Raw genomic sequence first — 26,140 nt, 5'->3', positions numbered from 1 at the left:
CCTTCCACTGTGCACTCAATCTCTAACTCTAAATTAGAGAGTGGTATTCACCTTAATCATATTGGCCTCTATCGTAAGGCTCACGAATAAACCTCTCCACTTTAAAGATCAATGAGTTATCGCTATTTTTTCTTTATTAATGGGGAACGTTATGAGCGCTTAAAGGATGCGCGGAACAGAGAGTTGTTTGCCACTAAAAACAAAGACAAATATGACAAACAAATGCCATTTTTGACCATCGCTATATCACCCCACATCACTTTACTGCCGCGTATTTATTACCGCCAATTAATAAAATCATCTAGAAACAGATACTTATAGCTAAAACCACAAAACTGGCATTGTCATTGCAATATCTATGGTAATTAAACATACATGCGTGGAGATACGACAATGACACATACACATGAAGAAGGCGTTGAAGTAATTGGTGTAGTTCCCTCTATCCTAATGGTGTTAGGTGGGTTAGCTATCGCTATTTTACCCGCCATTATGCAGGTTATTATTCTCGCTAAGTAAGCCCACTTTTCTACTCACCTTTTTGCCGGGTTTGTCCCGGCTTTTTCATGCCTAAAAATCAATAACACACCTTAGCTAAGCTCGAATAAATACAGCCATGCGCACGAAAATTATCAAGGCAAAAAGCAGCAAAAATAACAGTTGATAGGCATAACAAGGTTAGGGTGGGAGATACAAAATAGGGATGCTATAAACAAAGCATTAACCGATTGGTGCAGATGGGGAGACTCGAACTCCCACGCCCGTGAAGGCACTAGCACCTGAAGCTAGCGTGTCTACCAATTCCACCACATCTGCATCGGTCTTACTTTTAAAGAAGGCATGCAGAAAACACACCTCTTAACTTTCTACTTTGGGCACCAAACCTGAAAGCTCAGAGTTTGGTGCAGATGGGGAGACTCGAACTCCCACGCCCGTGAAGGCACTAGCACCTGAAGCTAGCGTGTCTACCAATTCCACCACATCTGCTCGAAAGTGGGCGGTATTATATAGACCAGCTTTGTCTTTTGGAAGCCGTTCAGAATGTAATTTAGCTATTTCAATAAACCACAGCTGCTAGGCTTTTTTTAATCCTGTAAACACTCCTCAAAGACCTGTGCAAAATCAGTAAGAAATGCCAGATACGCACCTTTTTCAGGCTTTATTTTTTGCCCCAGAGGGTCTAGCTCTGCAGTACGAACACTCGTCCCAGAAGCAATTGTTTTCAGTATAGACCCACTAAATTGCGGCTCACTAAAAATACAGACTGCTTTACTTTGAATGACCGCCTCACGTAACTCGCTTAAGTGCTTTGCCCCGGCTTTACGTGACGGGTTAATAGTCACCGCACCTAGTTGTTTCAGGTTGTAATGCTTAACAAAGCGGCTGTATGCATCGTGAAATACAACAAAACCCCGATCACTGAAAGGAGCCAGCTGAGACATTATTAGTTGGTCTTTTTCTAATAAAGCGGCTGCAAATTCTGCATAGTTTTGTTCGAGTAACGCTTGCTTGTTTGGAGCGACTTTGATCGCTGCATCACGAATTATTTCGGCCATTTCTAATGCATGCACAGGGTCAAGCCAAAGATGAGGGTCAATACCTCCGTGGTCATGCTCGTCATGTTCCTGGCTGCTTTCTAAAAGGTTTTCATCGCTATCGTGATGCGGTGACTCATGCTCATCTTCATGAGCCGCTTCACCTTCGTGTTGATGCCCTTCCTCCTCTTCTAGAAAAGACAAGACTGTCGCATCTGTTTTACTGAGCGTTTTTTCTAAAAAACGCTCCAACTCAGGCCCAATCCAAAAAATCAGATCCGCTTGTTTCACTTTGCGTACATCCGAAGGGCGTAACGAGTATTGATGCGGTGAGGCACCCGGGGGCAATAGCACCTCGGGCTGTGATACACCAGCTAGGACTTCACTCGCTATGAGCTGTACAGGCGTGATACTCGTGAGAACTTTTAACTCTGCGGCCCCTGCAACAGGTATAAATAAAGTAAGTAATAATGACGATAATAATCTTTGTAGGTGCATGCTCTTTTTCCAGCGTAATTTGATGTTACAATATAACAAGCTCATATAGTTGTTACAATATAACAAAGCTTAATTGTTGCCCATGGCTCATTACCTATGAATAACTCAGACATTGCTTTCCAACCAGAACATGACCATAGCCGCTGCATTACACAGGCGTTAAAAGACGCAGCGGAACTTTGCTCTAGCCGTCAACAGCGCTTAACGCCTGTTCGAGAACTGGTACTACAACTCATTTGGCAAAGCCATAAGCCACTGGGGGCTTATGATATTTTACCGGCGTTAGCTAAAGCAGGTTTTAACTCTGCGCCTCCTACTGTTTATCGAGCACTAGACTTTCTTCAAGAGCAAGGTTTAGTCCACCGCATTGCTTCTCTCAACGCTTTTATTGGCTGTAGCCACCCAGAACACCAGTGCAACAATACCTTTTTGATTTGCACTCGCTGCCACAGCGCTGTTGAACTCGAATCTGCTAGCGTCTCTAAAGCCATTAAGGCTTCTGCCAAAGCTGTTGGATTTAACGTAGAAAGCGAAATGTTAGAAGTCGCAGGTATATGCCCAAACTGCCAACAGGAAGACAACACTCCATGAGTCACCCCGTCGATTTAATTAGGCTCGATAATATTAATGTTGAGTTTGGGCATAGCCATGTACTGCAAGATGTTAACCTGACGCTACATAAAGACTGTATAACCACACTGATAGGGCCAAACGGTGCAGGCAAGACCACACTTGTTCGTATTGTTTTAGGCTTGATCAAACCAACGAGCGGGCAGGTCTGGTTGCAACCTAATTTACGTGTGGGTTATATGCCGCAAAAGTTACACATTGACCGCACATTTCCATTAACGGTTAAGCGTTTTTTACAAACCGCACGCGTAAAAGAGCTATCGAAAATGCATGGCGCGCTTAAAGATGTGAGTGCCGAGCACCTTCTAGAACACTCCATGCATGACCTTTCGGGCGGCGAAACACAGCGTGTTATGCTAGCACGAGCACTATTGCGCGAACCGGAGTTATTAGTATTGGATGAGCCGGTTCAAGGCGTTGATATTAATGGTCAGGTTGAGCTTTACAATCTAATCACGAGCATCCGTAAACAACGTGGCTGTGGTGTTTTAATGATCTCTCATGACTTACATCTGGTGATGTCTTCTACTGATCATGTGATATGCCTTAATCACCATGTCTGCTGTTCTGGACGTCCAGAACATGTCAGTACAGATCCATCCTTTATTGATTTATTTGGCAAACAAGGCGCTGAAAGTCTAGCTCTCTATAGCCACCATCATAATCACAACCACGATACCCACGGTGATGTTATTGCGGACCACCCTCATCCCAATGAACATAGCGCAACAGCACATAGCGAGTGTAATCACTAAATGACTTATGATTTTTTAATTTACGCCATTATTGGCGGTCTTGGTGTCGCCGCTGTTGCAGGCCCACTAGGCGCCTTTGTTGTGTGGCGTCGCATGGCCTATTTTGGCGACAGTTTGGCGCATTCGGCTCTTTTAGGTGTAGCGCTAGGGATTTTGCTCGACATTAGTCTCAACCTTGCCGTTATTGCCTGCTGCGTTCTCTTAGCACTCATATTGGTTTCCCTTCAAAAACAGCGGCTAATCGCGACCGATACCCTGCTTGGGATCATGGCCCACAGTACCCTTTCATTAGGCTTGGTCGCTATCTCTTTTATAGATGGTGCTCGGTTGGATTTGATGGACTATCTATTTGGCGACCTACTCGCTATAGCCCCGGCTGACCTTGCATGGATTCTAGTAGGTGGTGCCGCTGTCTTGCTTACCATCCGCATCTTCTGGGAGCCATTACTTGCCATAACAATCAACGAAGAGCTAGCGCAGGTTGAAGGCATCCATGTTAGCCGCACTCGTCTTATTTTGATGGTGCTTATTGCTGTTGTAATTGCCGTATCAATGAAGATCGTTGGTATCTTGCTCATTACATCTTTATTAGTAATCCCTGCTGCGGCCGCTAGGCGCCTCTCTAGCACGCCAGAACAGATGGCTGTTTACGCATCAATGCTGGGCTGTGTAGCGGTATTAATCGGTATCTGGGGTTCATGGACATGGGATACACCAGCAGGCCCATCGGTTGTGGTAGCTGCTTTGTTTGAATTCATGGTTATTTACCTGATGCCATCTAGGCACTCAGCAAATACCTGATGTTTAAGACACTTCCAACCTATTGGCCAACTCAACGCGACCATAAAGAGGTTTGGTCAATCGCATGGCCAATGATTCTTTCCAATATTACCGTTCCGCTGGTCGGCTTAGTCGATACAGCAGTTATCGGTCATCTACCCGAAAGCCAGCATCTAGCAGCAGTAGCCATTGGCAGCATGATTTTCTCGATTGTCTATTGGGCATTTGGCTTCTTGCGCATGGGTACTACCGGCTTAACCGCTCAAGCTGTTGGGGCAGACGACGACACCACCAATCGCACTTTATTGGCACAATCGCTGGTGATGGCAACCTTCATTGGTATCTGCATTATTTTGCTGCAAGGTCCCATTATTCAGTTAGCGTTACACTGGATTGCTGCCGAACCACTGGTAACAGAGGAAGCGCTTAACTACGCGTCTATACGCATCTACGGAGCACCCGCAGTGCTGTGTAATTTTGCATTACTCGGCTGGTTTGTGGGTAATCAAAATACCAAAATCCCTCTGCTGTTATTAACAGTAACCAACCTACTAAACATGGTGATGGATATTATTGCGGTCTACGGACTTGGCATGTTTGCAGACGGCGTAGCTTTAGCAACGGTCATTGCAGAATATGGCAGTTTACTACTGGGTTTATATCTTTGCAGGCGCGTCTTAAAACCAATGGGAGGCCAGTTATTAAGGAGCTCCCTAACACAAATTAAACACTACACTGAGCTATTCAAAGTCAACCGCTATCTCTTTGTACGAACGCTCGCTATTCTCTTTTCACTGGCTTTTTTTACCGCTCAAGGCGCCCGCCAAGGTACTGATATTCTCTCAGCTAATGCAGTCTTACTGAATTTCCTATTATTAATATCAAATGGGCTCGATGGCTTTGCACATGCGACAGAAGCCTTAGTAGGAAAGCGCACCGGACGACAAGACATAAAAGGCTTCTATCGCACCATTACCACGGCCGCGATCTGGTCACTCATAGCTGCCCTTCTATTTACACTATTTTTCTGGCTGTTCGGTGGAACAATCATCCGCTTACTCACATCACTTGAGAACGTGCAGCAACAAGCAATGATTTACCTGCCCTGGCTTATTGTTTTACCCATTATCAGTGTATGGAGCTTCTTACTGGACGGTATTTTTATTGGGGCGACACAAGTTAAAGCGATGCAAAACACCATGTTATTTTCAGTGTTTTGCGTATTTCTGCCTATTTGGTGGTTACTTCGTCCATTAGAAAATCACGGTTTATGGATCGCATTTCTAACGTTATTTTTCGCGCGCGGAGTCAGTGGTGGTTGGGTGTTCTGGCGTTTATCTCACCACCAACAGTGGCAAATTAAACGCAAATAAACTAGCTAAGAAGCCCTTAGGTTAAAGAAAAGGCAGCACCTGCATCACAACATGCCTGATACCGGCAGCAGCTCACTTCATGATCATTCACCATGCCGACGGCTTGCATATAAGCGTACATAATTGTTGGACCTACAAAGCGCATCCCCTCTTTTTTGAGCGCTTTAGAAAGCTGTATTGAGATATCCGTTTCGGCTGGTACTTCGGTGTGGTCTTTCCAGCTATTTTGTATCGGTTTATTATCTACAAAGCGCCACAAGTAACGCGCAAAGCTACCATGCTCCTTCTGCAAGCGTAAAAACTCACGCGCATTTGAGATGGATGATGCCACTTTAAGCTTGTTACGAATAATGGCCGGATCAGCCAGCATTATTTGCTGCTCAGCGTCGCCAAATGCCGCAACGGCCAGCGGATCAAAATTGCGGTAATGATGACGATAACCTTCTCTCTTTTCCAAGACAGTGCGCCAGCTCAAACCTGCCTGAGCGGCTTCTAATACAAGAAACTCAAACAGTACGTTATCGTCTGTTTGCGGCATTCCCCACTCTTTATCGTGATAATCCTGCTCTAACAAAGTCTGATTGGTTGCCCAATGACATCGCTGACACATGAATAGCTCCTTTTTAGCGCTAGCCTCCCATTTAAACCAACATCGATTAAATGAGCGGCTTAATTAGCACTTACTCTTTTTTCTTTTGACCCGGGTTGGGTACAAACATCAACGGTTGAGCTGCTGGGTTAGGATCAGGTTTAGGCTCTGCCTGCTTAGGCTGCTGCTTATTTACGCGTGTTTCTAGCTCTGCTTCCTCAGGTGAGCCATCTAGGTTTTGCCCATCTACGTAATCACACTTAACGCACTCACGGTATTCGCGAATCTCATTGCGATAAACACGAATAGTATCCATCTCACCACAACGAGGGCACACAGCCCCCGCTACAAAACGTTTAATAACCGACATAACTATTCCTTACTATAAATCTAAACATTAATACCGGAATGTCTTAACAAGGCATCAACTTTGGGCTCACGACCACGAAAAGCAACAAACAGCTCCATAGGTTCTTTTGAGCCACCTTGTTCTAGTACGGTTTCACGGAAACGCTGCCCTGCTTCTGGGTTAAACACACCCTGCTCTTCAAACATAGAAAAGGCATCAGCAGACAGTACTTCTGCCCATTTGTAGCTATAGTAGCCCGCCGCATAACCGCCACCAAATATATGGCTGAAACTATGTTGAAAACGATTAAACTCAGGCGGGGTAATTGCAGCTACTTGCTGGCGAACACCCTGTAGTAATGAGCGAATATCCGTTTTACCGGCTTCAAACTCATGATGCAGTTTAAAATCAAAAATAGAAAACTCTAACTGGCGAACCATCATCAATGCAGACTGGAAGTTTTTAGCGGCTAGCATCTTATCTAGCAGCTCAGCAGGCAGTGTTTCGCCAGTTTGGTAGTGTCCAGAAATAATCTCTAGCGCTTCAGGCTCCCAACACCAGTTTTCCATAAACTGGCTCGGCAACTCTACAGCATCCCAGGCAACGCCATTAATACCACTAACATCAGCGTACTCCATTTGCGTTAGCATGTGATGTAAACCATGGCCAAACTCATGGAACAAGGTAGTCACCTCGTTATGTGTTAATAACGCAGGATCATCACCTACCGGGCCGTTAAAGTTACACACAAGGTAAGCTGTTGGCAGCTGTAACGAGCCATCTTCTAAACGTCGGCGGGTACGGCACACATCCATCCATGCTCCGCCACGCTTATTAGCACGTGCATAAGGATCTAAATAAAAGCGTGCGATGGTTTCTGCGTTGCGCTTAACAACAAACAAACGTGCATCACTATGCCAGCTATCAACCTCGGAGACTTCTTCAATTTCAATGTTAAATAAGCGCCCTGCTACTTCAAACATTCCTTCTAGCACTTTAGGAAATGGGAAGTAAGGACGTAACATTTCTTGCGATAACGAATAGCGCGCTTGTTTGAGCTTTTCAGAATAGTAAGACACATCCCACGACTCAACGCTCTCTGCGCCAAACTCATCTTTGGCAAACGCACAGAGTTCTTTGTATTCCTGGCGAGCCACATCCACACTTTTATCAGCAAGGTCATATAAGAACTGCAACACTTGCTCTGGTGTATCTGCCATCTTAGTGGCTAGCGAGTAATGAGCATAACTATCAAAACCCAACAGCGCGGACATCTCTTGGCGCAATGTCAGGATTTCAGTCATCACCTCTGAGTTATCCCACTGGCCTGCATTTGGCCCTTGGTCTGAAGCACGTGTGGCAAAGGCTTCATACACTTCACGGCGTAATGCTTGGTCATCACAATGCGTAATCACCGGAAAGTAAGAAGGGAATTCAAGCGTGAGCAAGTAGCCTTCTTTACCTTTTTCTTCGGCGGCCTGTTTTGCTGCCGCTAGCGACATTTCTGGCATACCTTTTAACAATGCTGGATCAGCGATTAGCTTTTCCCAGCCTTGCGTAGCATCCATCACATTTTCAGAGAACTTTGTACTCAACTCAGACAAGCGTTGGCTAATATCAGCATAGCGCTGTTTTTTATCCACAGGCAGATCAATACCTGATAAACGAAAATCACGTAGGTTATGTGCTATGACTGTTTTCTGAGCCGCATCTAAGTTTGAGGACAGTTCAGCAACGCGCTGATAAGCATTGAATAAGTCTTCATTTTGACCCATCTCCGTCCAATAGACAGATAGCTTAGGTAAATTCTCGTTATAAGCCTCACGCAGTTCATCACTGTTCAACACGCTATTTAGGTGTGATACCGGTGACCACGCCTGACTTAGCGCATCATTAATACTATCTAACGGCGCAATGACTTTATCCCAGTCTGCACTGCTCACGTCAGTATTTAATTTAGCAATTTGCTCACGCCCTTGTTGTAACAGTTGATCAACCGCTGGGGATATATCAGCCGGTTTGATCAGGCTAAAAGGAGGTAACAGGGTAGATTCCAATAACGGGTTGCTCATTGATTTCTCCAAATCGGGCTTTTGTATGTCTGCACGCAGCCATATACATGTCAGTACAGCCGTAAATACTCTCGTAACTGTTCATGCCAGTGCTTGGTAGCTGCTTATGCAGTACTTATGTCAATACAACAGAAAATAGTGATTAGTATACAATGGGGACTGATTATGGCGATGCAAGCGAGTGAGTTTAATGAATATTCGATCTTTTCAAGGAATGACACCCACACTTGGCGATAAAGTCTTTGTGGATCCATCTGCGGTGGTACTGGGTGATGTAAAAATCGGTGCTGATAGCTCGGTTTGGCCACTTGTTGTGATTCGTGGCGATATGCATCGTATCCGTATTGGTCACTCGTGCAGCATACAAGATGGATCCATTCTACATATCACACATGCAGGCCCTTATAACCCTGATGGCTACCCTCTGGTCATTGGCGACCATGTAACTGTTGGGCACCAAGCAATGCTGCACGGTTGCTCAATTGGCGATCGTGTTTTAGTAGGTATGGGTGCAATGATCATGGATGGCGCAGTCGTTGAGTCAGATGTTGTTGTAGGGGCAGGAAGCTTAGTTCCTCCAGGCAAAACACTGGCCAGTGGCTTTTTATATGTTGGCAGGCCTGCCAAGCAGGTGAGGGCGCTTACAGAGAAAGAGATGAGCTATTTTACCTATACTGCCGGTAACTACGTAAAACTCAAAGACCAGCATCTCCAAGAAGAATGGGTATAACACGAGTTATCATTTTTGTTAGAGGAAATACAGTGATGCGGGCAGCATACAAAATTGTTCTCTTACTCTCTAGTATACTGGCAGTAAGCCTTGCACACGCACAAAGCCAAGTCAGTATTATCTACCAAGCGCCTGTGGATAAAATTGAAATCCGCATTGAACAGCAGCTTAAAGCATCTAGCGAGATACCAGAAACGCTGGACCTGATAAACGATACATTTCGTTTAGAGGCACCGTTGCAGATCATCTTTGGCGGTAAAGATGGCCCGTTGTTTGATGGAGACTCTCTACAGATCTTGATTCCCTACAGCTTTATCAAAAAAGTGGAGTCACGCTTTATTACGGCCAAGTATGATGACTCAGGCCGCAGTATCGCTGCAGCTACAATGGATGCCGTCATGCACACCTTGTTTCATGAGCTGGCCCATGCACTCATATTTATGCATGAGCTTCCCATTGTAGGTAAAGAAGAAGATGCTGCTGACAGCCTGGCTTCGGTTTTATTAATCGAGTTCTTTAATGAAGGCCAAGAAATTGCCATTAGTGCGGCCGATTTATTTGATTTCGAAAGCACTGACAGCGAAACCTTTGAGGAGGATGATTTCTGGGATGAACATAGTCTAGACGTTCAGCGCTATTACAGCACCTTATGCCATGTTTATGGCAGTAACCCAGAAAAATATGCCCATATCGCAGAAGATGCCGACTTTTCAGAAGGTCGTGCGGAGTTGTGTATAGAAGAATATAACAGCCTCAGCCATAGCTGGTTTACTCTATTGGCGCCGTATATATATGATGAGAACGTCTCGCAAAAGTAACCGGAGTTTACTCAATGCCCAGTAGGCGTCGCTTTTTGCAGCTCTTATCGCTTCTCAGTGGTGGTTTTTTAGCGCAGCGTGCTTTTGGGCAAAATCACATGCCTGATGAAAGCGCCCCACATAAACGTACTTGGATGGCATTTATCGCTAGCTACGACATTTGGGAAGCGCACCAAGTACCCGAAGTTCAACGTAACTTAGCGACTATTGCTAAAACTATTGCCAAATATGAACCTGTCTCCTTATTAGTACGCCAGCAAGACTACGACACGGCATTAGCGCTTCTGGGAGGCTTAGACAACCACAATCATCCCATCGACTTAATTGAGTTCCCCTTAAATGATTTATGGATGAGAGACACTGGGCCAGCATTTATAACCAATAGCGCAGGGGAAAAAGCAGCGGTTAGCTTTAACTTTAATGGCTGGGGTGAAGATCAAGCCTATAAATACGATGCAAAAGTAGCTGACTTTGTTGCCCAGCAAGCAGGAGCGAAAAGCATTGTTTCTAACGTGGTAATGGAAGGGGGCTGCTTTGAGTTAGATGGTCACGGTACCGCTATTTTGACTGAAAGCTGCATTCTTAATAAGAATCGCAACCCAGGAAAATCAAAAGTAGAGGTGGAAGCTGAGCTAAAGCAGCTACTTGGATTAACCAAAATCATCTGGCTGAAGGGCATTAAAGGCAAAGACATTACCGATGGCCATACCGATTTTTATGCCCGCTTCATCAAGCCGGGTGTTGTTGCGGTTAGCCGCGATACAGACAAAGACTCTTACGATTACACAATCACCCGCGACAATATAAATACTCTGAGTAAAGCGAGCGATGCGCAGGGCAATAATCTTGAACTGGTTATTTTAGATACTCCCTGGGATATCAATACAAGATACGGAACTAGAGACTTCGCGGCAGGCTATGTCGGCTATTACGCCTGTAATGGTGCCATTATTATGCAAAAATTTGGTGACAAAATAGCCGATAGCGCTGCTAAAAACCAACTAGTCAAAGCCTTTCCTGAGCACCAAATCGAACAGATTTCTATTGATGGAATAGCCAGTGGAGGAGGGAGCATTCACTGCGCGACACAGCAAGAACCGGCTAATTAGCCGGTTCAAAAAAATGCGCTTTAATGTAGATAAGCAATACCCCTATTGCTTGTAGAAGTCCGTACTATTTTAAAGACTAGTCCCCTAATACTAAACTTCGCTAGAGTGTGCTGGAACGTCTAAACCAAAGCTCACTACAGCGTTACTATGTGCCTGATTTACGTTGCTGTGACTGCCATCACCTAAATGCGCTTGTGTAGATGCGCCTAAGTTAGTCAGCGGGCTGCTAGCAGACTCAAAGCCTTGCGCAGTTACAACATGGCCTGCCGCTAAGTTAGCTTCAATAGACTGAGCAGAAAAATCACTTAAACCACCGGCAAATGCCTGTGAAGCGAAAAGAGCTGAAGAAAGTAGAGCCGTCGTTAGTATTGTTTTCATGGTCGTTTCCTTAAAGTTGTTCAGCGTGATTCGCTGTGATGGTGCTACTTTAAAACCTGTAGCTGAAACCAAACTGAAATAAGAAAACATTTTTTAATATTGTTTTAGTTATATGTAATTAAGCATGGTCACCGTCAGATGATAGCTTAGTAAACTGCTGCCAACTGTGATCTATTTCCTTAATCTCTTGCCGTATCCATCCTTCAAATTGAACAACCTTAGGGCGTTTAAAATAAGACTCAGGCGCTACTAAGTAGTAGTCGTAAATAGACTTAATATAAATAGGCAAAGGGCAGATGAGTTGTCCACGTTGTAATAGTTCATACGCCAAACTAAAGCGTAACATCGCAAAACCTTGGCCGCTTAATAATGCCTCTACAAGCATGGTAGAGTCGGATACATACAAGCGTGTTGTGTTTTGCGGTAAAGGCATACCCAACGCCTGCTCAAACTGAGGCCAGACCTCTTTCATATCAGGGGCATCATCAGCTAATAGCGGTAGCTTTACTAATTGCTCGGCAATCGGCTGCATATGATCAAGCAGCGACGGATGGCACACCGGTAGTAAATACTCTTTTTGCAGTAATCGAGCACTCAATCCGGGATATTTTCCTCTACCAAAACGTACCGCTAGGTCCAAATCGTTTGCCTCAAATGAACCTAACTTTAAGCTAGGCGTCAAATGAATAATAAGTTCAGGGTAGTGCTGTTGAAATATACCTAACCTTGGTACTAACCAGCGCCCAGCAAATGACGGTAGAACACTCAGCGTTAATCTATTTGGCTGCGCATCCTGCCCTAGCTCAGCTACTCCTTGCTCAAACAAAGAAAACGCCTTATTAACAAAAGGCAAAAGCTGCATGCCCTCCGGTGTTAATACCACCTCACGCGTCATACGCTTGAACAACGATACTCCAAGCTGCTGTTCCAAGGTTTTAATCTGCTGGCTAATAGCAGCTTGTGTTACATGCAAACGCTCAGCAGCCTGTTTAAAGCTCTGATCTTGCGCAGCGTAATAGAAGGCCTGAAGCGCTTTTAATGAAGGTAGTCTGTTCATAGATGCCCACATATAGATTAGATTTTCTTAATCATACTGACGAATTACTCGTTTGTCGTCTGCCATCCGTTCGATAAAAATAACCTCATAAGCCGCAAAAACGGCGTTTTATTTTTTAATAACGTAGATAAAACCGAACACTGATGAGGAAGGACAATGAACACTAACGATATATGCTTAAGAAAAACTATATTTAGAGATACCCAAAATGCTAAATTCACAACGCAGTTACAACAGACGCTACAACACTGGAAGGAGCGCCTACAACATTGGCGTATGAACTGGAGAACTCGCCGACAGTTATCCCAACTCAGTGCTTATCAATTAAAAGATATCGGTATTAGCACGGGGGAGGCACAGCAAGAAGCGGATAAATCCTTTTGGAAGGACTGATAAGGGTAAGTAGAACAAGGAGATTACGCTGGACGATAGAAATAGCATGGGAGGTAGCCTCCCATCTTTTAACAACTACCGTTAAGCAATGTATTAAAAAAATTACGTTAAATACTCGGCGCTTATAATAAAGCTTCTTGTGACTGAGCTGGTACATCCAAACCCGCTACAAAATTGTAACTTGTAGTACTAACAGTACGGTGACTATCGTTACTTAATTGCGCTTCCACTGATGCACCTAAGTCAGACAGCGGGCTATCAACTGATACAAAACCTTGTGCTGAAGTCAGATTGACTGCTGCTAAGTTTGATTCAACAGACTGTGCAGAAAAGTCACTTAGGCCACCAGCAAACGCCTGTGAAGTGAAAAGGGCAGAAGCAAGAAGAGCTGTTGTCAGTAAAGTTTTCATAGTCGTTTCCTTAAAGTTGTGCAGCGTGTTTCGCTGTTGATGGTGCTACTTTAAAACCACTAGCTGAAACCAAAGTGAAATAAGAAAACAATTATAAAATATTTTATATTATTGCTTCTAATCAAAAAAACACGAATAAAACCGTACTTTAATTAATAACATTAAACCGTAGGCATAGTTTTAATAATATTATTTTTCAGGCTCTTTATACCCCTGTTCTTCAATGCTTTTATTGATAATATAATTTTCTGCTTTTATAGTCTTTATATAACTTGTATGAACATATGCTTTTAGTAGCACTCACGTTGTGTTTCTAGCTTAGTGATTAAAAACAAAAGGGGTTATATTATGCAGCTCTTACGTTTTGTTATTATCGTTCTATGTTTAATTCCCTTACATGTAAACTCTAAAGAAATAGCCCCCTCATTATCTGCAGATTCTTTATATAAAAAAGGTATTAGCTACCTTGATCGTGCAAACCGTCACCCCCAAAAAGCTGTTGAACACCTTGTTATCGCCTCAGATAAAGGCCATATACATTCATCATATTTACTCTATCTTTTGTATACGAATGGAATTGGCACTTCTGTAGATCACCGTAAGGCGAAAGAATATCTAGTTATAGCCGCTAATAAAAAACACCCTGATGCTTTGCATACACTCGGGCACAACTATGCTGCTGGCGCTGGTGTAGCGAAAGATATAAAACAGGCCGCTGAGTTATTTAGACTGGCCGCTGAAGTAGGGCATAAACATGCAAAATTTGACTATGCCATTCAGTTGTTGCGGGGTGAGGGCGTCGCTAAAGATGTATTTTTAGCTGAAAAATGGATGCTTAAATCAGCACAAGACAAGAACCCCATGGCTCAAAAGCAACTTGCTTACTGGTACAGAGACGGCCGTGAGGGTATTGAAAAAAACCAGAAAAAATCCCATTACTGGTTTAAGAGGGCTTTAGGCAACTTTAAAGTTGCTGCAGATAAAAGCAATACAACGGCTCAGTTTGAATATGCTTACATGCTTTCAAATGGTTATGGCATTAAACCAAACAAAAGCAAAGCAGCGAAAATTTATCAGGCCTTAGCAAAAAAGAATCATGCGGCGGCACAGTTCTGGCTTGGCCAAATGTATTTACGGGGTGAAGCGGTTACTAAAGATATGAGCAAAGCAAAAGAGCTAACCTTAAAGTCTGCAGCACAAAACTTTAGGCCTGCTTTAACAGTTAAGCAACAAGCGGGTTGGTAAAGGATTTACATAAAATAACGGGAGGCGGCATTAGTGACTACTTACCTGTTCGACTGGGGAGATACCTTGATGGTAGATTTCCCTGATATTGACGGAAAAATGTGCGACTGGGCCAATGTAGAAGCGGTTACGGGTGCAGAAGAAGTATTGGCCCAGCTCTCTAAAGATGCGCCAATATATCTAGCGACAGGTGCGGTTGACTCATCTGAACAAGATATCAAAAGAGCCTTTCAACGTGTCGGGTTAAACCAGTATATTACTGGTGTCTTTTGTAAAGAAAATTTGGGTGTAACCAAAGAGTCTCCTGACTTTTTCAGAGTAATTTTACAGCAATTAGATATTCCCGCTTCACAGGTCATCATGGTGGGCGACAGCTATGCAAAGGATATAAAACCAGCGCTTAGCTTAGGGATTACACCCGTCTGGTTTGCTCCAGATAACAATCAGCCGCCCTCGCAAGAGGTAAGAACTATCCGCTGTTTGAGTGAGTTATGCACAGCAACATAATTATTAAGGCCCCCTCATGCCACACTGTATTATTGAATATTCTGAAGGTTTAGAAGCATCAACAGCCCCAGCTGATTTGATTAATGCCGTTTTTCAAGGAGCACTCTCTTCTGGATTGTTTACAGAGCCAGACATTAAGACCCGAGCGCTCTGCTATAAGCACTATCAAACGGGCTCGAAGCAACAAGAATTTGTTCACGTAACTTTGAAGATTTTATCCGGCCGAACCATTGAGCAACGCAGTGATCTATCTGAAGCGGTCTTAAAAGGGCTTCAAGTAATAGAATTATCAGATGTCTCATTAACAGTGGAAGTCTGTAATATGGAAAAGTATTCCTACGCAAAAGCTGTACAGTAAATGCGTTAATCATCAGGAAACATAATAGCTAAAGGCGAATAAGCAATATGAATATCAAGGATTTGTTAGGCATTGAGTTACCTATTATTCAAGCACCTATGGCTGGAGTGCAAGGGAGCGAACTGGCCATTGCGGTATCTCAAGCCGGAGGATTAGGCTCACTACCTTGCGCCATGCTTACACCTGACATGATTCGTAGCGAACTAACCACCATTACTACAAAAACCCGTAAACCTTTTAATGTAAATTTCTTTTGTCATACCCCCCCCTCGGTAAACACAGAACGTGAAGGTATTTGGCGCAACGCACTACAACCTTACTTTCGTGAGTATAAAATCAATGCTGACGAGATCCCTGTTGCGCTTGGCCGCGCGCCGTTTTCCCATGAAATTGCCGATATAATTGAAGAGTTTCAACCACCTGTAGTTAGCTTTCATTTTGGTTTGCCTTCACCCGATTTAATCACACGCGTTAAGAGCTGGGGCGCCAAGGTAATCTCATCAGCAACAACGGTTGAAGAGGCCCTATGGCTTGAAGCAAATGGTGCCGATGCCATCATTGCGCAAGGGCTCGAAGCCGGTGGGCATCGAGGAATCTTTTTATCTGATGATATCACCACACAAATAGGTACTTTTTCGTTACTACCTCAAATTGCCCAGGCCGTGAATATTCCTGTTATTGCCGCTGGCGGTATTGCCGACGCTAAAGGTATTTCAGCAGCTTTGTCTCTTGGTGCAGCCGCAGTACAAGTGGGTACTGCTTATTTACTTTGTCCAGAAACAAAAACAAGCGGGGTTCACCGCGCAGCACTGAAAAGCCCCTCGGCACAACACACCGCTCTTACTAACCTTTTCTCAGGTAGGCCGGCGCGTAGTATCGTTAACCGCGTTATTAAGGAAATGGGCCCTATCAGTAACTGCACACCTGAATTTCCATTGGCGACAACAGCCATTACGGCGCTGCGCTCAAAAGCCGAAGCCAATGGCAGCGGTGACTTTTCACCCTTGTGGTGCGGGCAAAACTCGACAGGGTGTAAAGAGATACCAGCAGCAGAGCTTACAAAGCAGCTAGCCAAGGGTCAGCTATAGCAGGGTTTTAGGCTCACTCAAACAATGATCTGAGCATGTGCGCCCTACAAAAATGCCGCTGAATTGTTCTACATTAATTTGAATAATTAGCGGCAAAAGGCCTGTGTTAATTGAGAGAGCACATAACTCTCTAATAAAAAATTAAAGCTGTGCTTCTGTTGATCCAGCCGGTACAACTAAACCTACCAGTGCAACGGTGTTGCTATAAGTGCTAACTAGGTTGCTGTTACCGGCCAAGTGAGCCTCTACAGATACGCCTAGATCAGACAATGGGCTGCTAACAGAGGCAAACCCCTGCGCTGTAGATACATGGCCCGCAGCTAGGTTAGCTTCAACAGACTGAGTATCAAAATGGCTTAAACCACCGGCAAATGCCTGTGAAGCGAACAGAGCAGAAGAAAGAATAGCTGTCGTTAGTAACGTTTTCATAATGTCGTTTCCTTAAAGTGGTTCAGCGTGTTGCACTGTGATGGTGCTACTTTAAAATCCGTAGCTGAAACGAAACTGAAATAAGAAAACTTATTTTAAAAATCTTTTGTTATATGTAATCCTTGTATTTTTTAGCTTAAACGTGACGATAACGCCTTATTTACTCAGAACAAAACGCTAATCGTTATTCATACTTCTTATCAGTCAATGTTTTTAAAAAAGCCACCAACGCATCAATACGCTTATCATCCAAAGCAGGGCCTGTTTCTAGTTCTTTACGAGAGAGGGTTTGCGCAATTTCTGGCTCACGCCATTGCTCGCCCGTTTCAGGGTTGATCTGTCGTTTAACACTACGGCTGTTGTATTTGTTATAAAACAGAACAACGGTGCGTAAGTCGGTAAAAACGCCGTTATGCATATAGGGGCCAGTCACCGCAACGTTACGCAATGTTGGTGTTTTAAATTTGCCACGCTGGGCTAAATCCTCTACATCAGGATGGTTAAGCAAACCCTGATCAACCTGTGTAGCACCATTGATTGCTCGCAAAGCTGTGTTAGCAGGCACACCGATGTTATGGAACTCATAATTACTAAATGTTTCCTTTTGTTGTTCTGGCAAGGTACGTAACTGGTGGCAAAGATTACAGTTGGTAAACTGCTGGGAGAAAAAAAGAGTACGCCCTAAATCCTCTTGCGGTGTTAATTGGTACTCACCGCGTAAATAACGATCATATTTGGCATCAAACGGGGAGAAAAATTCACTTTCTTCAAAGGCTGCAATAGCATCGCTCATGGCAGCATAGGCCTTATCTGCATCCTCAAAAATAGCGTCACCATAAATGTCTTTAAACGTCACTTGGTACTGGCTGTTTTCTTGTATTCGGTCAACCGCACTGGCTTTATTTGCTAGCCCCATTTCGCCAGGGTTTAGCGGCGGCCCACCGGCTTGTTCCGTTAAAGAGTCAGCACGCCCATCCCAGAACTGTCCTCCTTTAAAAACACCCTCTGATGTTTTCTGAAAATGCGGTGAAAACGCCGCATAACTGGCTGATGGCGCATTTCGATCGCCTAGCGATTTTCCATCATCACCTAGCGATGCAGCTAAAGCAGTACTTAAACCGCGATGGTCCGAAAAGCCTTTATCAGGCGCATGACAGCTCGCACATGACTGTGTTCGGTTTTGTGACAAGTTAACATCAAAGAACAACTGCTGCCCTAGTGTTGCTTTTTGAGCACTTTCCAGCGAAAGAGGTTGAGCTGCATATACAGCACTAATATTTAATAGCGCAACCGAAGCTAACAAAAATACGCTTGCCGTTCTCAAGGTAACATCTCCGAAAATACATATAAAAAAACAACAACACTATTTGTAATGATAACGCTTATCATTTATATTTTCATCCAAGAATTTCATCTCAGGGCTTTTCTAATGAAAACATTGACAAAACTAGCACTCACCGTTGCACTTGGAACCACTAGCTGTGCAGTGCTAGCCAACAACGCCACCTCTGTTATCGACACATATGCTGATATTGCCGAAGCAACTTATGGCGACTCTCTTTCCACAGCTAAAACGCTCAAAGCATCAATTGATGCCCTGTTAGCATCGCCTACTCAGGCAAGCCTAAATGCAGCCAAGCAGGCATGGATTGATGCTCGCGTACCTTACCAACAAACAGAGGCGTTTCGTTTTGGCAACGCGATTGTTGATGAGTGGGAAGGCAAAGTAAATGCATGGCCTTTGGATGAAGGGCTTATTGATTACGTTAACAACGGTAGTTATGGCGAAGAGTCTGACGAAAACTTGCTATATACCGCTAACGTCGTTGCTAACCCTATACTGAAACTCGGCAATACCACTATTGATGCAAGTAACATCACTCCACAATTGCTATCCGAGACATTACATGAAGTTGATGATGTCGAGGCAAATGTTGCGACTGGCTACCATGCTATTGAGTTTTTATTATGGGGCCAAGATCTTAATGGCACAGAAAAAGGGGCAGGTACCCGGCCCGTCACTGACTACAGCCTAACAGACTGCACTGGCGGCAGCTGTGAGCGCCGTCGTGAATATCTAAGCGCTGTTACAACACTGCTAATTACCGATCTAGAAGAGATGACGAATAACTGGAAAGACGGTGGTGCGGCACGTAAAGAGTTGGCAGCTAAAAGTGATAACCAAGCGCTCGCTACTATTCTGAACGGTATGGGTAGCCTCTCTTATGGCGAACTCGCAGGGGAACGTATCAAGCTAGGTCTAATGCTGCACGATCCTGAAGAAGAACATGATTGCTTTTCAGATAACACTCATAACTCACACTATTTTGATGCCAAAGGGATTAAAAACGTTTACCTAGGCGAATACACTCGCGTTGATGGCAGCGTTGTTAAAGGGCCCAGCCTATCCTCGATGGTACGTGCTCAGTCATCTGAAGTTGATCAGCAATTACGTGCAGAGTTAAATGCTACAGAAGCCGCTATGCAGGCGATGGTTGACCAAGCAAACATGGGTAATACCTTTGACGTATTGATTGCCAGTGGTAACCCAGCAGGTAATGCTGTCGTACAAAAAACGGTTGATGCTCTAACAACACAAACTCGCTCAATTGAAAAAGCGATGCGTGTATTAATGCTAGAAAATATTGAACTAGAAGGTTCTGATAGCCTAGATAACCCAAGTACTGTACTAGCGAATTAATACGGGCACATGAAAAAATCATTTTTCATCTTGGCACTTCTCGGCGCGATGGCTGCTTTTACAGCAACAATCGCGTCTGGCCTTTCTTTGTTTCCTAAAGCGTACGCTGCGGCCCCTGTACCCTCAACTCAAAACACCAGCAACTCCACACCTGCAGTTAGTAAACATATTTTTTCACTACCCCAAGCCAACCTGACTCAAGAAGAGCAGCTCGTATTTATTCTGGGGAAAAGTTTATTTGAGAAGATATGGGTATCTTCACCGTCGTCAACAACAGCCAGCGACGGTCTTGGACCACTTTATAATGCTCGATCATGCCAAAGCTGCCATATTAGAAATGGCCGTGGACAGCCGACGAGCCCCAAAAAACCAAGCCTAATGGCAGCATCTATGATGATGCGTCTTAGTATCCCAGCACAAACAGAACAACATAAAGCAGACCTAGCAGCAGGGCACATTGGCGTGATACCCGAGCCAATCTATGGTACTCAGCTACAAGATTTTTCGGTGCAAGGGCTGCTTAGTGAAGGAAAAGCGACGATACGTTATAAAGAAATACCGATTAAGTTATCCACAGAGGCTCCTAACCCAACAGAGCAAAGCGTAATCTCGTTGCGTGCTCCAATATATACAATAGAGCAGCTTAACTACGGCCCACTGCCAAACAATATACAGATGTCACCGCGCATCGCCCCTATGATGATTGGCCTTGGTTTACTGGCAGCCATTAGCGAAGCAGATATTCTTGCCAAAGAAGACCCCAACGACATAGACGGGAATGGTATTTCTGGGCGAGCCAACCGCGTCTGGAATATTCAGCAACAACAAACCACTCTAGGACGTTTTGGTTGGAAAGCAGGTAACCCCACGCTGCTACAGCAAAATAATGCAGCCCTGCATTCTGACATCGGTATCTCATCACCGATGTTTCCTTTGGGGGCAGGGGAGTGCACCGTACAACAAACGGACTGCCGATCATTTCCCAATGGGAATAGCGTACATTTGGATAATGCTGAAGCATCCGCTCAAATGGTGGATTTAATTGAATTTTACACACGTAACCTCGCTGTTCCCAAAAGAAGAAACAGCCAAACGCCCGCAGTCCTTAGTGGACAAATTACCTTTGCACAAATCGGCTGTCATAGCTGTCATACACCTCGTTATGAAACACCTAGCAATGCGCCCACAGCTCAAGCTAACCAAGTAATTTGGCCTTATACAGATCTATTACTGCATGATATGGGCGAAGCGCTGGCTGATCATCGTCCAGAGTTTCAGGCATCGGGCCGTGAGTGGCGCACTCCGCCTCTATGGGGAGTCGGCTTAACAAAAGCCGTTAGCCAGCATACTCAATTTTTACATGATGGGCGCGCGAGAAATTTATACGAAGCCATTCTTTGGCACGGTGGGGAAGCACAAGCGAGTAAAGCTAGTTTCATGCAATTACCACTACAAGATAGAAACAATCTGATCACTTTTTTGGAGTCTCTCTAATGTTACCTACCGGTTCGCTGACACCTGTGTTACTCGGCGTCACTTTATGTATATTAGGAGCAGGGGCTGTTCACGCGGCATCGTCACAAGCCCCTTCTGAGAAGCAATGGCACACATTAAACAATGCCATTATCGAGCAACATGTCTTACCGCGTTACCAGCGCTTAGCTGACAACAGTGATGTGATGTCACAACAGTTAAAGCGTTTGTGTACAACCCCTAACAGCGATAACTTAAACGCAGCCCAGACAAGCTTTAATGCCGCTCAAGCAAGCTGGCAAGGTGTACAGCATATACAGTTTGGCCCCGTCACCATGCTGATGCGTAATCACTCACTACAATACTGGCCGGACAAAAAAAACACAGGCGCAAAGCAACTCAAGTCTATTCTAAAGACAACTGATCAAGCATTTGACGATGAGTTTTTCCGCTCAGCTAGCATCAGCTTAAAAGGTTTCCCTGCTCTAGAGCGCTTACTGTTTGCCAAAAACAAGCGCATACAAAACAGCAAAGCCGTTGAATGCAGCCTTGCTACTGCAATCGCCCTGCATATTCACGAAACATCACTGTCGATCCAGAGCGAGTGGGCAGAAGAAGCCCGACAGATCTCACTGGCAGGCCAAGACGCACTTCCCAGCGATAGCCATGCTGCTGCCTACCAAGCTTACGAAACACCTTCTGAAGCATCCACAGAGTTCATGAAGTCGCTCGTTGAACCCGTAGAAGCAATTCGTGACAACAAGCTGCTAAAACCACTAGCCGCCTCTGCTGAAGAAAGCCGCTGGAAGAAAAGCGAATCATGGCGCAGCGAGCAGTCCGTTAATAATATCCAACAGAATCTAGCTGCTTTACATGAGCTCTACAGTGGTACACAGCCAATCAGCGTTAAAACACTACTGGAAGCGGCGGGTGATACGCTAAATGCCCAAGCAATTGATGCAGAATTTAATCGGATCAGTGAAGACCTCAACAGCGTATCTGCCATTGCTCAGTTAAACGTCACACCAGAAACACATCAAACATTGATGCACACCAGCGACCAGTTAAAAGCCCTTCAGGGTAAACTAACAGCGGCTATGCAGACACTCAATATTCAACTGGGGTTCAACAGCCGTGACGGGGATTAATCGGCGCACGTTTCTTGGTTGGGCTGCTGCCGCGCCCGTTCTGTTACACAGCCGCGTAACGCTAGCGGTTGTGGATAACTTCCCTGCTCAGCGCTTTGCTTCAGCAAACCACGCCGCTGATGGCTTATTCTACCTGAACATATTTGATGGTCTTGGCAAAGAGGTTGCCAAACACTTATTACCAAGCCGTGCTCACCAAATAGTAAGCCATCCCACTAAACCATGGGTACTAGCGGTAGCACGCCGCCCCGGCACCACTATTGATATTTTCGATTATCAAACAGGGAGCTTGGTAGCACGTCTTAATTGTAGTCGTGGTTATCACCTATACGGGCACGCTCAAATCACTATCGATGGCCGCTACCTACTGACCACTGAAAAAAGTCCCTCACACGAAGATGGACGCTTAGTTGTTCGTGATATCGAGCAAAATTTTAAAATAGCAAAGGATCACTCCACCGCCGGTATTGGTCCACATGAGTTACGCCTCTTTGCGGACCAAAGAACCATGGTAATTGCTAATGGAGGCATACAAACCAAAGGCCGTGAAAAGATCAACCTAGAATCAATGCAGCCCTCATTAACTTATGTAGATATCCACAGCGGTAAGTTACTAGAGCAAGTATATTTGCCTGCTCAATATCACCAATCCAGCATTCGACATCTTGATATTTCACCCAATGGCCAAGTGCTTATCGCTATGCAGTATCAAGGAAACCCTGGCGACTCAGTGCCTCTTATCGCTCTGCATTCTCGAGGCGAAGCGATCCAAGCATTAGCGATCCCAGCACACATCAATGGACGCCTTAATCAGTATTGCGGCAGTGCTTGCTTTGATAGCACAGGTGATTTTGCAGCGGTGTCTGCACCTCGAGGTAACTTGATTACGCTGTGGAATATTAAAACACAACAGTTTCATGCCGCCATTAAGGTAAACGATGGCTGTGGTATCGCCAAAACTAAACATGCCGGAGAGTTTATAGTGAGCTCTGGAGCCGGACGCTTGTATACATTGGATAGTCAGAAAATGACTCGTACTGCAATCCCAACAACACTCAAGGTCAAATGGGATAACCACCTATCCATAATCGCGCAGGTTTAACCTGCGCGCCTTAACGACCACCGCTGTTGCAAGTATTTCTCGTTAGCTTGAACCAATAAAGCTAGAATTTTTAACACTTATCAGTCAAAAAACACTCAGGCTTACGAAAGCAAAGCAAAAACAACCAATAACGTTGTTTATTAAACCATGTTGCTTTGTTTTCGTTAGTTAGTCTCTACCTTCCACGTATATTCCCACCTTACAATAGCTCCATTCAAGACCTTCTATTGGACCCTACATGTATGAACACACTGAAACCATCTCACGCACTTCTCGTTTTAGTTGCCGCTATTTGGGGTTTTGCCTTTGTTGCACAAACCACTGGAATGAAACATCTTGGCCCACACAGCTTTAATGCTGCACGATTTTTATTAGGTGCGCTTTCTCTTGTTCCTTTATGGCTCGTTTTAGGTAAGCACAAACTTACGCTCAACAAAGACTTGTTCATTGGTGGTTTAGTCGCCGGTACAGTCATGTTTGCAGGGTTTAGTTTTCAGCAAATAGGGCTGCAATACACCACCGCGGGTAATGCCGGCTTTATTACGGGTATGTATATTGTTATGGTTCCGATTGCAGGTATTGCGCTAGGGCATGCGACTAATATGAAAACGTGGTGTGGGGTTTTACTCGCACTTGCTGGACTTTTTGCACTGTCAGTATCTGATGATTTAACAGTCAATAAAGGCGATGCTCTGGAGCTTGTGGGAGCGCTGTTCTGGACAGCCCATGTGCTTATTTTAGGCTGGTTATGCAGTAAAGTAGATGCCATTAGCTTAACGATCGTACAGTTTCTGGTAGCAACAGTTTTAGCCACTGTCGCCATGCTTATTTTTGAAGAACCCACACTTGCACAGTTTGAACTGGCACTTTTGCCTTTGCTTTATGCTGGTGTCGCCTCTAGTGGTATCGCCTTCACACTTCAGATCATTGCTCAGCGCCAAGTGGAGCCCAGTGTCACGGCGCTTATTTTATCCACAGAGGCTGTTTTTGCTGTCATTGGAGGATGGTTACTCCTCAACGAGCAGCTCACTAATAACCAGCTGACAGGGTGTGGGTTAATGCTATTGGGAATGCTAATTAGCCAGTGGCCTCAGCGTAAAAGCAAAGTGACCATTGAGCAAAGTGCCACCTAGAGACAACTAACAGAATCAGCTTTTACAAAAAACTTATTCAAAACGCCTACTCAAAAAAAGTATCGGGCAGCGTACGATGTACAGGTGTTGACAGAATCATCATGGTGTTGGTGTCACTCATATCACCAAACAGTTCCAATATTTCATCTAATCTGGCCATTGATACGGTGGCCATTTTAATGACGAACGCTTGCTCTCCAGTGGTGTTATAACACTCAATAATGTCCGGTATTGTTAGCAGCAACTCTTTAAACTGGCGCTCCATCGCGCGAAACACTTTACACTGCACAATCGCTACAACCGGAAGCCCCAACTTATCCATATCCACTGATACGCAATAGCCGCTGATAACGCCTTCTTGTTCTAATTTTCGGATGCGCTCAGCTACTGCCGGTGCTGAAAGGTGGACCTGCTTGCCAAGCTCTGCATAGGAGATACGAGCGTTATGCTGCAATGCTTTCAAAATACGGCGGTTTATATTATCAATCATACCTACAAAATCATTCCTTAAAAGCGACTAAAAACAGCGGTATTAGCGCTGTCGATAGGGAATCTGACAATAGCCAATTCCGCGCTTTGGCGCTACTCCTTCCTTAGCCAAGTACATAGATAAAGAGTTCATTGAGAGGTTAATATTGGGAGTAGGCCCCAAGAAAATATGCTGAATCTGCAGCTTTTCTTCAGAGGGGGCCACCAGCGAAAACTCAAAGAAGGGTACTAGCATTGAGGTACCTTCACGATAATGCACTGACGGGTCTTTAAAATCAGTAATGACCGGTGAAACAATGCGCCATTCCTCTTCCTCCTGAAAAGAAGGATGTTTAAGTACCGCAGCAATACGTAGCAAATCACTCTCGACTTGTTCAAACACTTCGGCAAATACTAAGTCATCACGACAGCCATGCGTACCACACGACAACGCGGCAAGGTCTTCCACAAAGTCTACTATTTGATGGATCAGGGCCCGTTGACGTTGGCGATCATAGATGCACTTACCCACCATAAACGACTGCTGACACGCGCACGAGAGTATTTGCCTAGGGTCAAAACCAATACTAACGCCTTTACCTAGCTCGCTATAACCTCTCCATTGGCTCAATAAATTACCATTAGCTCTGAACGAACCAGCAAACAACATATGCCCGTTTGTCACCCGCCGGGCTATCCAGTCTTCAAACTGGTTTAGTAACTTAGGATTCGGGTGGCCCAGGGTAATACGCTCGTTCACCTCTTCACGTATCAAGGTCACCATATGATTCAATTCAGCGGAGTCATTCATGTAGCGAATATCACTGGCCCATAGCGAGCCACTGCCCACAATACCTAACAAACCCGAGAAAGATGTATAGTGGTAAATCGTTTCACTGGGTGTATCGGAGTAGAGTTGTTGAGTAATTTCGCTAACCATATCCAGAGCCACTACCTTTTAAATTAAACATACCAACGCATAACTAACATTAGCACACTTTATGCGGCAGCC

General features: G+C 44.7%; 29 protein-coding genes and 2 tRNA genes. 18 read left to right on the top strand and 13 right to left on the bottom strand.

The window, feature by feature from the left end; genetic code table 11:
* Positions 1-393 precede the first annotated feature (393 nt).
* Positions 394-519 (top strand): hypothetical protein, encoded by a 126-nt coding sequence (locus NEJAP_RS19410; protein ID WP_268927822.1) that lies wholly within the window; start codon positions 394-396, stop codon positions 517-519.
* Positions 520-729: 210 nt separating this feature from the next.
* Here the strand turns inward: NEJAP_RS19410 and NEJAP_RS00295 are convergent.
* The 3 genes from NEJAP_RS00295 to znuA form a co-directional block, all read right to left on the bottom strand.
* Positions 730-816, bottom strand: a tRNA-Leu gene (locus NEJAP_RS00295).
* Between the two features lie 84 nt (positions 817-900).
* Positions 901-987 (bottom strand) — tRNA-Leu (locus tag NEJAP_RS00290).
* Positions 988-1,085: 98 nt separating this feature from the next.
* The gene (gene znuA, locus NEJAP_RS00285) at positions 1,086-2,033 is read right to left on the bottom strand and encodes a zinc ABC transporter substrate-binding protein ZnuA (RefSeq protein ID WP_201348757.1); all 948 of its coding nucleotides are present in this window, start codon (positions 2,031-2,033) and stop codon (positions 1,086-1,088) included.
* Positions 2,034-2,129: 96 nt separating this feature from the next.
* On the opposite strand from znuA, the gene NEJAP_RS00280 reads away from it, so the two are divergent.
* From NEJAP_RS00280 to NEJAP_RS00265, 4 genes are read left to right on the top strand one after another with little or no spacing between them, the layout of a single operon-like run.
* On the top strand, positions 2,130-2,624 hold the full coding sequence (locus tag NEJAP_RS00280) for a Fur family transcriptional regulator (RefSeq protein WP_201348756.1): 495 nt from the start codon (positions 2,130-2,132) through the stop codon (positions 2,622-2,624).
* Entirely contained in the window at positions 2,621-3,418 is a 798-nt protein-coding gene (gene znuC, locus NEJAP_RS00275; RefSeq protein ID WP_201348755.1) for a zinc ABC transporter ATP-binding protein ZnuC, read from the top strand. The genes NEJAP_RS00280 and znuC overlap by 4 nt, the downstream gene beginning before the upstream one ends.
* On the top strand, positions 3,419-4,219 hold the full coding sequence (gene znuB, locus NEJAP_RS00270; RefSeq protein WP_201348754.1) for a zinc ABC transporter permease subunit ZnuB: 801 nt from the start codon (positions 3,419-3,421) through the stop codon (positions 4,217-4,219).
* Entirely contained in the window at positions 4,219-5,571 is a 1,353-nt protein-coding gene (locus tag NEJAP_RS00265) for an MATE family efflux transporter (RefSeq protein ID WP_201348753.1), read from the top strand. Before znuB ends, NEJAP_RS00265 begins: the two co-directional genes overlap by 1 nt.
* A 16-nt stretch (positions 5,572-5,587) precedes the next feature.
* Here NEJAP_RS00265 and NEJAP_RS00260 read toward each other — a convergent pair whose 3' ends face one another.
* From NEJAP_RS00260 to prlC, 3 genes are all read right to left on the bottom strand, one after another.
* Positions 5,588-6,181, bottom strand: coding sequence for a DNA-3-methyladenine glycosylase I (locus NEJAP_RS00260; protein ID WP_201348752.1), 594 nt, complete (start codon positions 6,179-6,181; stop codon positions 5,588-5,590).
* A gap of 70 nt (positions 6,182-6,251) precedes the next feature.
* On the bottom strand, positions 6,252-6,530 hold the full coding sequence (locus NEJAP_RS00255) for a YheV family putative zinc ribbon protein (protein ID WP_201348751.1): 279 nt from the start codon (positions 6,528-6,530) through the stop codon (positions 6,252-6,254).
* Between the two features lie 20 nt (positions 6,531-6,550).
* Positions 6,551-8,581: an oligopeptidase A gene (prlC, locus tag NEJAP_RS00250; protein WP_201348750.1), complete on the bottom strand. Its 2,031-nt coding sequence runs from the start codon at positions 8,579-8,581 to the stop codon at positions 6,551-6,553.
* Positions 8,582-8,771: 190 nt separating this feature from the next.
* Here prlC and NEJAP_RS00245 point away from each other — a divergent pair, with 190 nt between their 5' ends.
* Genes NEJAP_RS00245 through NEJAP_RS00235 form a run of 3 tightly spaced genes read left to right on the top strand, consistent with a single transcriptional unit; the run spans position 8,772 to position 11,238 of the window.
* Entirely contained in the window at positions 8,772-9,311 is a 540-nt protein-coding gene (locus NEJAP_RS00245) for a gamma carbonic anhydrase family protein (protein ID WP_201348749.1), read from the top strand.
* A 35-nt stretch (positions 9,312-9,346) separates the two neighbouring features.
* The gene (locus NEJAP_RS00240; protein WP_201348748.1) at positions 9,347-10,129 is read left to right on the top strand and encodes a DUF4344 domain-containing metallopeptidase; all 783 of its coding nucleotides are present in this window, start codon (positions 9,347-9,349) and stop codon (positions 10,127-10,129) included.
* A 14-nt stretch (positions 10,130-10,143) separates the two neighbouring features.
* The gene (locus tag NEJAP_RS00235; RefSeq protein WP_201348747.1) at positions 10,144-11,238 is read left to right on the top strand and encodes an agmatine deiminase family protein; all 1,095 of its coding nucleotides are present in this window, start codon (positions 10,144-10,146) and stop codon (positions 11,236-11,238) included.
* Between the two features lie 90 nt (positions 11,239-11,328).
* Here the strand turns inward: NEJAP_RS00235 and NEJAP_RS00230 are convergent, their stop codons facing one another.
* Together NEJAP_RS00230 and NEJAP_RS00225 are read right to left on the bottom strand one after the other, a co-directional pair.
* The gene (locus tag NEJAP_RS00230; RefSeq protein WP_201348746.1) at positions 11,329-11,616 is read right to left on the bottom strand and encodes a hypothetical protein; all 288 of its coding nucleotides are present in this window, start codon (positions 11,614-11,616) and stop codon (positions 11,329-11,331) included.
* A 118-nt stretch (positions 11,617-11,734) separates the two neighbouring features.
* A complete protein-coding gene (locus NEJAP_RS00225) occupies positions 11,735-12,673 on the bottom strand; it encodes a LysR substrate-binding domain-containing protein (RefSeq protein ID WP_201348745.1) in 939 nt (312 codons plus the stop codon).
* A gap of 156 nt (positions 12,674-12,829) precedes the next feature.
* Here NEJAP_RS00225 and NEJAP_RS00220 point away from each other — a divergent pair, with 156 nt between their 5' ends.
* Positions 12,830-13,066 carry a DUF1127 domain-containing protein gene (locus NEJAP_RS00220; protein ID WP_201348744.1) on the top strand — a complete coding sequence of 79 codons (237 nt, stop codon included), beginning with the start codon at positions 12,830-12,832 and terminating at the stop codon, positions 13,064-13,066.
* Positions 13,067-13,188: 122 nt separating this feature from the next.
* Here the strand turns inward: NEJAP_RS00220 and NEJAP_RS00215 are convergent, their stop codons facing one another.
* Positions 13,189-13,476 carry a hypothetical protein gene (locus NEJAP_RS00215; protein WP_201348743.1) on the bottom strand — a complete coding sequence of 96 codons (288 nt, stop codon included), beginning with the start codon at positions 13,474-13,476 and terminating at the stop codon, positions 13,189-13,191.
* Between the two features lie 348 nt (positions 13,477-13,824).
* Here NEJAP_RS00215 and NEJAP_RS00210 point away from each other — a divergent pair, with 348 nt between their 5' ends.
* From NEJAP_RS00210 to NEJAP_RS00195, 4 genes are read left to right on the top strand one after another with little or no spacing between them, the layout of a single operon-like run.
* Positions 13,825-14,721, top strand: a complete 897-nt coding sequence (locus NEJAP_RS00210; protein ID WP_201348742.1) for a tetratricopeptide repeat protein — start codon at positions 13,825-13,827, stop codon at positions 14,719-14,721.
* 33 nt (positions 14,722-14,754) lie between these two features.
* Entirely contained in the window at positions 14,755-15,228 is a 474-nt protein-coding gene (locus tag NEJAP_RS00205; RefSeq protein ID WP_201348741.1) for an HAD family hydrolase, read from the top strand.
* Between the two features lie 16 nt (positions 15,229-15,244).
* A complete protein-coding gene (locus NEJAP_RS00200; protein WP_201348740.1) occupies positions 15,245-15,586 on the top strand; it encodes a 5-carboxymethyl-2-hydroxymuconate Delta-isomerase in 342 nt (113 codons plus the stop codon).
* 47 nt (positions 15,587-15,633) lie between these two features.
* Entirely contained in the window at positions 15,634-16,674 is a 1,041-nt protein-coding gene (locus NEJAP_RS00195) for an NAD(P)H-dependent flavin oxidoreductase (protein WP_201348739.1), read from the top strand.
* 141 nt (positions 16,675-16,815) lie between these two features.
* Here the strand turns inward: NEJAP_RS00195 and NEJAP_RS00190 are convergent, their stop codons facing one another.
* Both NEJAP_RS00190 and NEJAP_RS00185 read right to left on the bottom strand, forming a co-directional pair.
* Positions 16,816-17,103, bottom strand: coding sequence for a hypothetical protein (locus tag NEJAP_RS00190; protein ID WP_201348738.1), 288 nt, complete (start codon positions 17,101-17,103; stop codon positions 16,816-16,818).
* A gap of 184 nt (positions 17,104-17,287) precedes the next feature.
* On the bottom strand, positions 17,288-18,427 hold the full coding sequence (locus NEJAP_RS00185; RefSeq protein WP_201348737.1) for a cytochrome-c peroxidase: 1,140 nt from the start codon (positions 18,425-18,427) through the stop codon (positions 17,288-17,290).
* Positions 18,428-18,532: 105 nt separating this feature from the next.
* On the opposite strand from NEJAP_RS00185, the gene NEJAP_RS00180 reads away from it, so the two are divergent.
* From NEJAP_RS00180 to NEJAP_RS00160, 5 genes are all read left to right on the top strand, one after another.
* On the top strand, positions 18,533-19,804 hold the full coding sequence (locus NEJAP_RS00180) for an imelysin family protein (protein WP_201348736.1): 1,272 nt from the start codon (positions 18,533-18,535) through the stop codon (positions 19,802-19,804).
* A gap of 9 nt (positions 19,805-19,813) precedes the next feature.
* A complete protein-coding gene (locus tag NEJAP_RS00175; protein WP_236591006.1) occupies positions 19,814-21,298 on the top strand; it encodes a di-heme oxidoredictase family protein in 1,485 nt (494 codons plus the stop codon).
* Entirely contained in the window at positions 21,298-22,425 is a 1,128-nt protein-coding gene (locus tag NEJAP_RS00170; RefSeq protein ID WP_201348735.1) for an imelysin family protein, read from the top strand. Before NEJAP_RS00175 ends, NEJAP_RS00170 begins: the two co-directional genes overlap by 1 nt.
* The gene (locus tag NEJAP_RS00165; RefSeq protein ID WP_201348734.1) at positions 22,412-23,527 is read left to right on the top strand and encodes a DUF1513 domain-containing protein; all 1,116 of its coding nucleotides are present in this window, start codon (positions 22,412-22,414) and stop codon (positions 23,525-23,527) included. The genes NEJAP_RS00170 and NEJAP_RS00165 overlap by 14 nt, the downstream gene beginning before the upstream one ends.
* Before the next feature lie 242 nt (positions 23,528-23,769).
* Positions 23,770-24,660, top strand: a complete 891-nt coding sequence (locus NEJAP_RS00160) for a DMT family transporter (protein ID WP_201348733.1) — start codon at positions 23,770-23,772, stop codon at positions 24,658-24,660.
* A gap of 46 nt (positions 24,661-24,706) precedes the next feature.
* Here the strand turns inward: NEJAP_RS00160 and NEJAP_RS00155 are convergent, their stop codons facing one another.
* Both NEJAP_RS00155 and NEJAP_RS00150 read right to left on the bottom strand, forming a co-directional pair.
* Positions 24,707-25,150, bottom strand: coding sequence for an Lrp/AsnC family transcriptional regulator (locus NEJAP_RS00155; protein ID WP_236591005.1), 444 nt, complete (start codon positions 25,148-25,150; stop codon positions 24,707-24,709).
* A 42-nt stretch (positions 25,151-25,192) separates the two neighbouring features.
* On the bottom strand, positions 25,193-26,068 hold the full coding sequence (locus tag NEJAP_RS00150) for a DUF2971 domain-containing protein (protein ID WP_201348732.1): 876 nt from the start codon (positions 26,066-26,068) through the stop codon (positions 25,193-25,195).
* Between the last annotated feature and the right edge of the window lie 72 nt (positions 26,069-26,140).

Origin of the sequence: Neptunomonas japonica JAMM 1380 (assembly GCF_016592555.1) — a bacterium.
GTDB classification, from domain to species: domain Bacteria; phylum Pseudomonadota; class Gammaproteobacteria; order Pseudomonadales; family Balneatricaceae; genus Neptunomonas; species Neptunomonas japonica_A.
The sequence above is the reverse complement of the archived record's forward strand: the minus strand, read 5'-3'. Positions and strand labels throughout refer to the sequence as shown.

Coding starts and splice junctions, on each gene's coding strand:
- NEJAP_RS00220 (WP_201348744.1), top strand. CDS start 12,830: ATGAACACTAACGATATATGCTTAAGAAAAACTATATTTAGAGATACC.
- NEJAP_RS00280 (WP_201348756.1), top strand. CDS start 2,130: ATGAATAACTCAGACATTGCTTTCCAACCAGAACATGACCATAGCCGC.
- NEJAP_RS00210 (WP_201348742.1), top strand. CDS start 13,825: ATGCAGCTCTTACGTTTTGTTATTATCGTTCTATGTTTAATTCCCTTA.
- NEJAP_RS00240 (WP_201348748.1), top strand. CDS start 9,347: ATGCGGGCAGCATACAAAATTGTTCTCTTACTCTCTAGTATACTGGCA.
- znuA (WP_201348757.1), bottom strand. CDS start 2,033: ATGCACCTACAAAGATTATTATCGTCATTATTACTTACTTTATTTATA.
- NEJAP_RS00215 (WP_201348743.1), bottom strand. CDS start 13,476: ATGAAAACTTTACTGACAACAGCTCTTCTTGCTTCTGCCCTTTTCACT.
- NEJAP_RS00175 (WP_236591006.1), top strand. CDS start 19,814: ATGAAAAAATCATTTTTCATCTTGGCACTTCTCGGCGCGATGGCTGCT.
- NEJAP_RS00265 (WP_201348753.1), top strand. CDS start 4,219: ATGTTTAAGACACTTCCAACCTATTGGCCAACTCAACGCGACCATAAA.
- NEJAP_RS00170 (WP_201348735.1), top strand. CDS start 21,298: ATGTTACCTACCGGTTCGCTGACACCTGTGTTACTCGGCGTCACTTTA.
- NEJAP_RS00235 (WP_201348747.1), top strand. CDS start 10,144: ATGCCCAGTAGGCGTCGCTTTTTGCAGCTCTTATCGCTTCTCAGTGGT.
- NEJAP_RS00230 (WP_201348746.1), bottom strand. CDS start 11,616: ATGAAAACAATACTAACGACGGCTCTACTTTCTTCAGCTCTTTTCGCT.
- NEJAP_RS00155 (WP_236591005.1), bottom strand. CDS start 25,150: ATGATTGATAATATAAACCGCCGTATTTTGAAAGCATTGCAGCATAAC.
- NEJAP_RS19410 (WP_268927822.1), top strand. CDS start 394: ATGACACATACACATGAAGAAGGCGTTGAAGTAATTGGTGTAGTTCCC.
- NEJAP_RS00260 (WP_201348752.1), bottom strand. CDS start 6,181: ATGTGTCAGCGATGTCATTGGGCAACCAATCAGACTTTGTTAGAGCAG.
- NEJAP_RS00200 (WP_201348740.1), top strand. CDS start 15,245: ATGCCACACTGTATTATTGAATATTCTGAAGGTTTAGAAGCATCAACA.
- NEJAP_RS00160 (WP_201348733.1), top strand. CDS start 23,770: ATGAACACACTGAAACCATCTCACGCACTTCTCGTTTTAGTTGCCGCT.
- NEJAP_RS00255 (WP_201348751.1), bottom strand. CDS start 6,530: ATGTCGGTTATTAAACGTTTTGTAGCGGGGGCTGTGTGCCCTCGTTGT.
- NEJAP_RS00195 (WP_201348739.1), top strand. CDS start 15,634: ATGAATATCAAGGATTTGTTAGGCATTGAGTTACCTATTATTCAAGCA.
- NEJAP_RS00150 (WP_201348732.1), bottom strand. CDS start 26,068: ATGGTTAGCGAAATTACTCAACAACTCTACTCCGATACACCCAGTGAA.
- NEJAP_RS00225 (WP_201348745.1), bottom strand. CDS start 12,673: ATGAACAGACTACCTTCATTAAAAGCGCTTCAGGCCTTCTATTACGCT.
- NEJAP_RS00190 (WP_201348738.1), bottom strand. CDS start 17,103: ATGAAAACGTTACTAACGACAGCTATTCTTTCTTCTGCTCTGTTCGCT.
- prlC (WP_201348750.1), bottom strand. CDS start 8,581: ATGAGCAACCCGTTATTGGAATCTACCCTGTTACCTCCTTTTAGCCTG.
- znuC (WP_201348755.1), top strand. CDS start 2,621: ATGAGTCACCCCGTCGATTTAATTAGGCTCGATAATATTAATGTTGAG.
- znuB (WP_201348754.1), top strand. CDS start 3,419: ATGACTTATGATTTTTTAATTTACGCCATTATTGGCGGTCTTGGTGTC.
- NEJAP_RS00180 (WP_201348736.1), top strand. CDS start 18,533: ATGAAAACATTGACAAAACTAGCACTCACCGTTGCACTTGGAACCACT.
- NEJAP_RS00245 (WP_201348749.1), top strand. CDS start 8,772: ATGAATATTCGATCTTTTCAAGGAATGACACCCACACTTGGCGATAAA.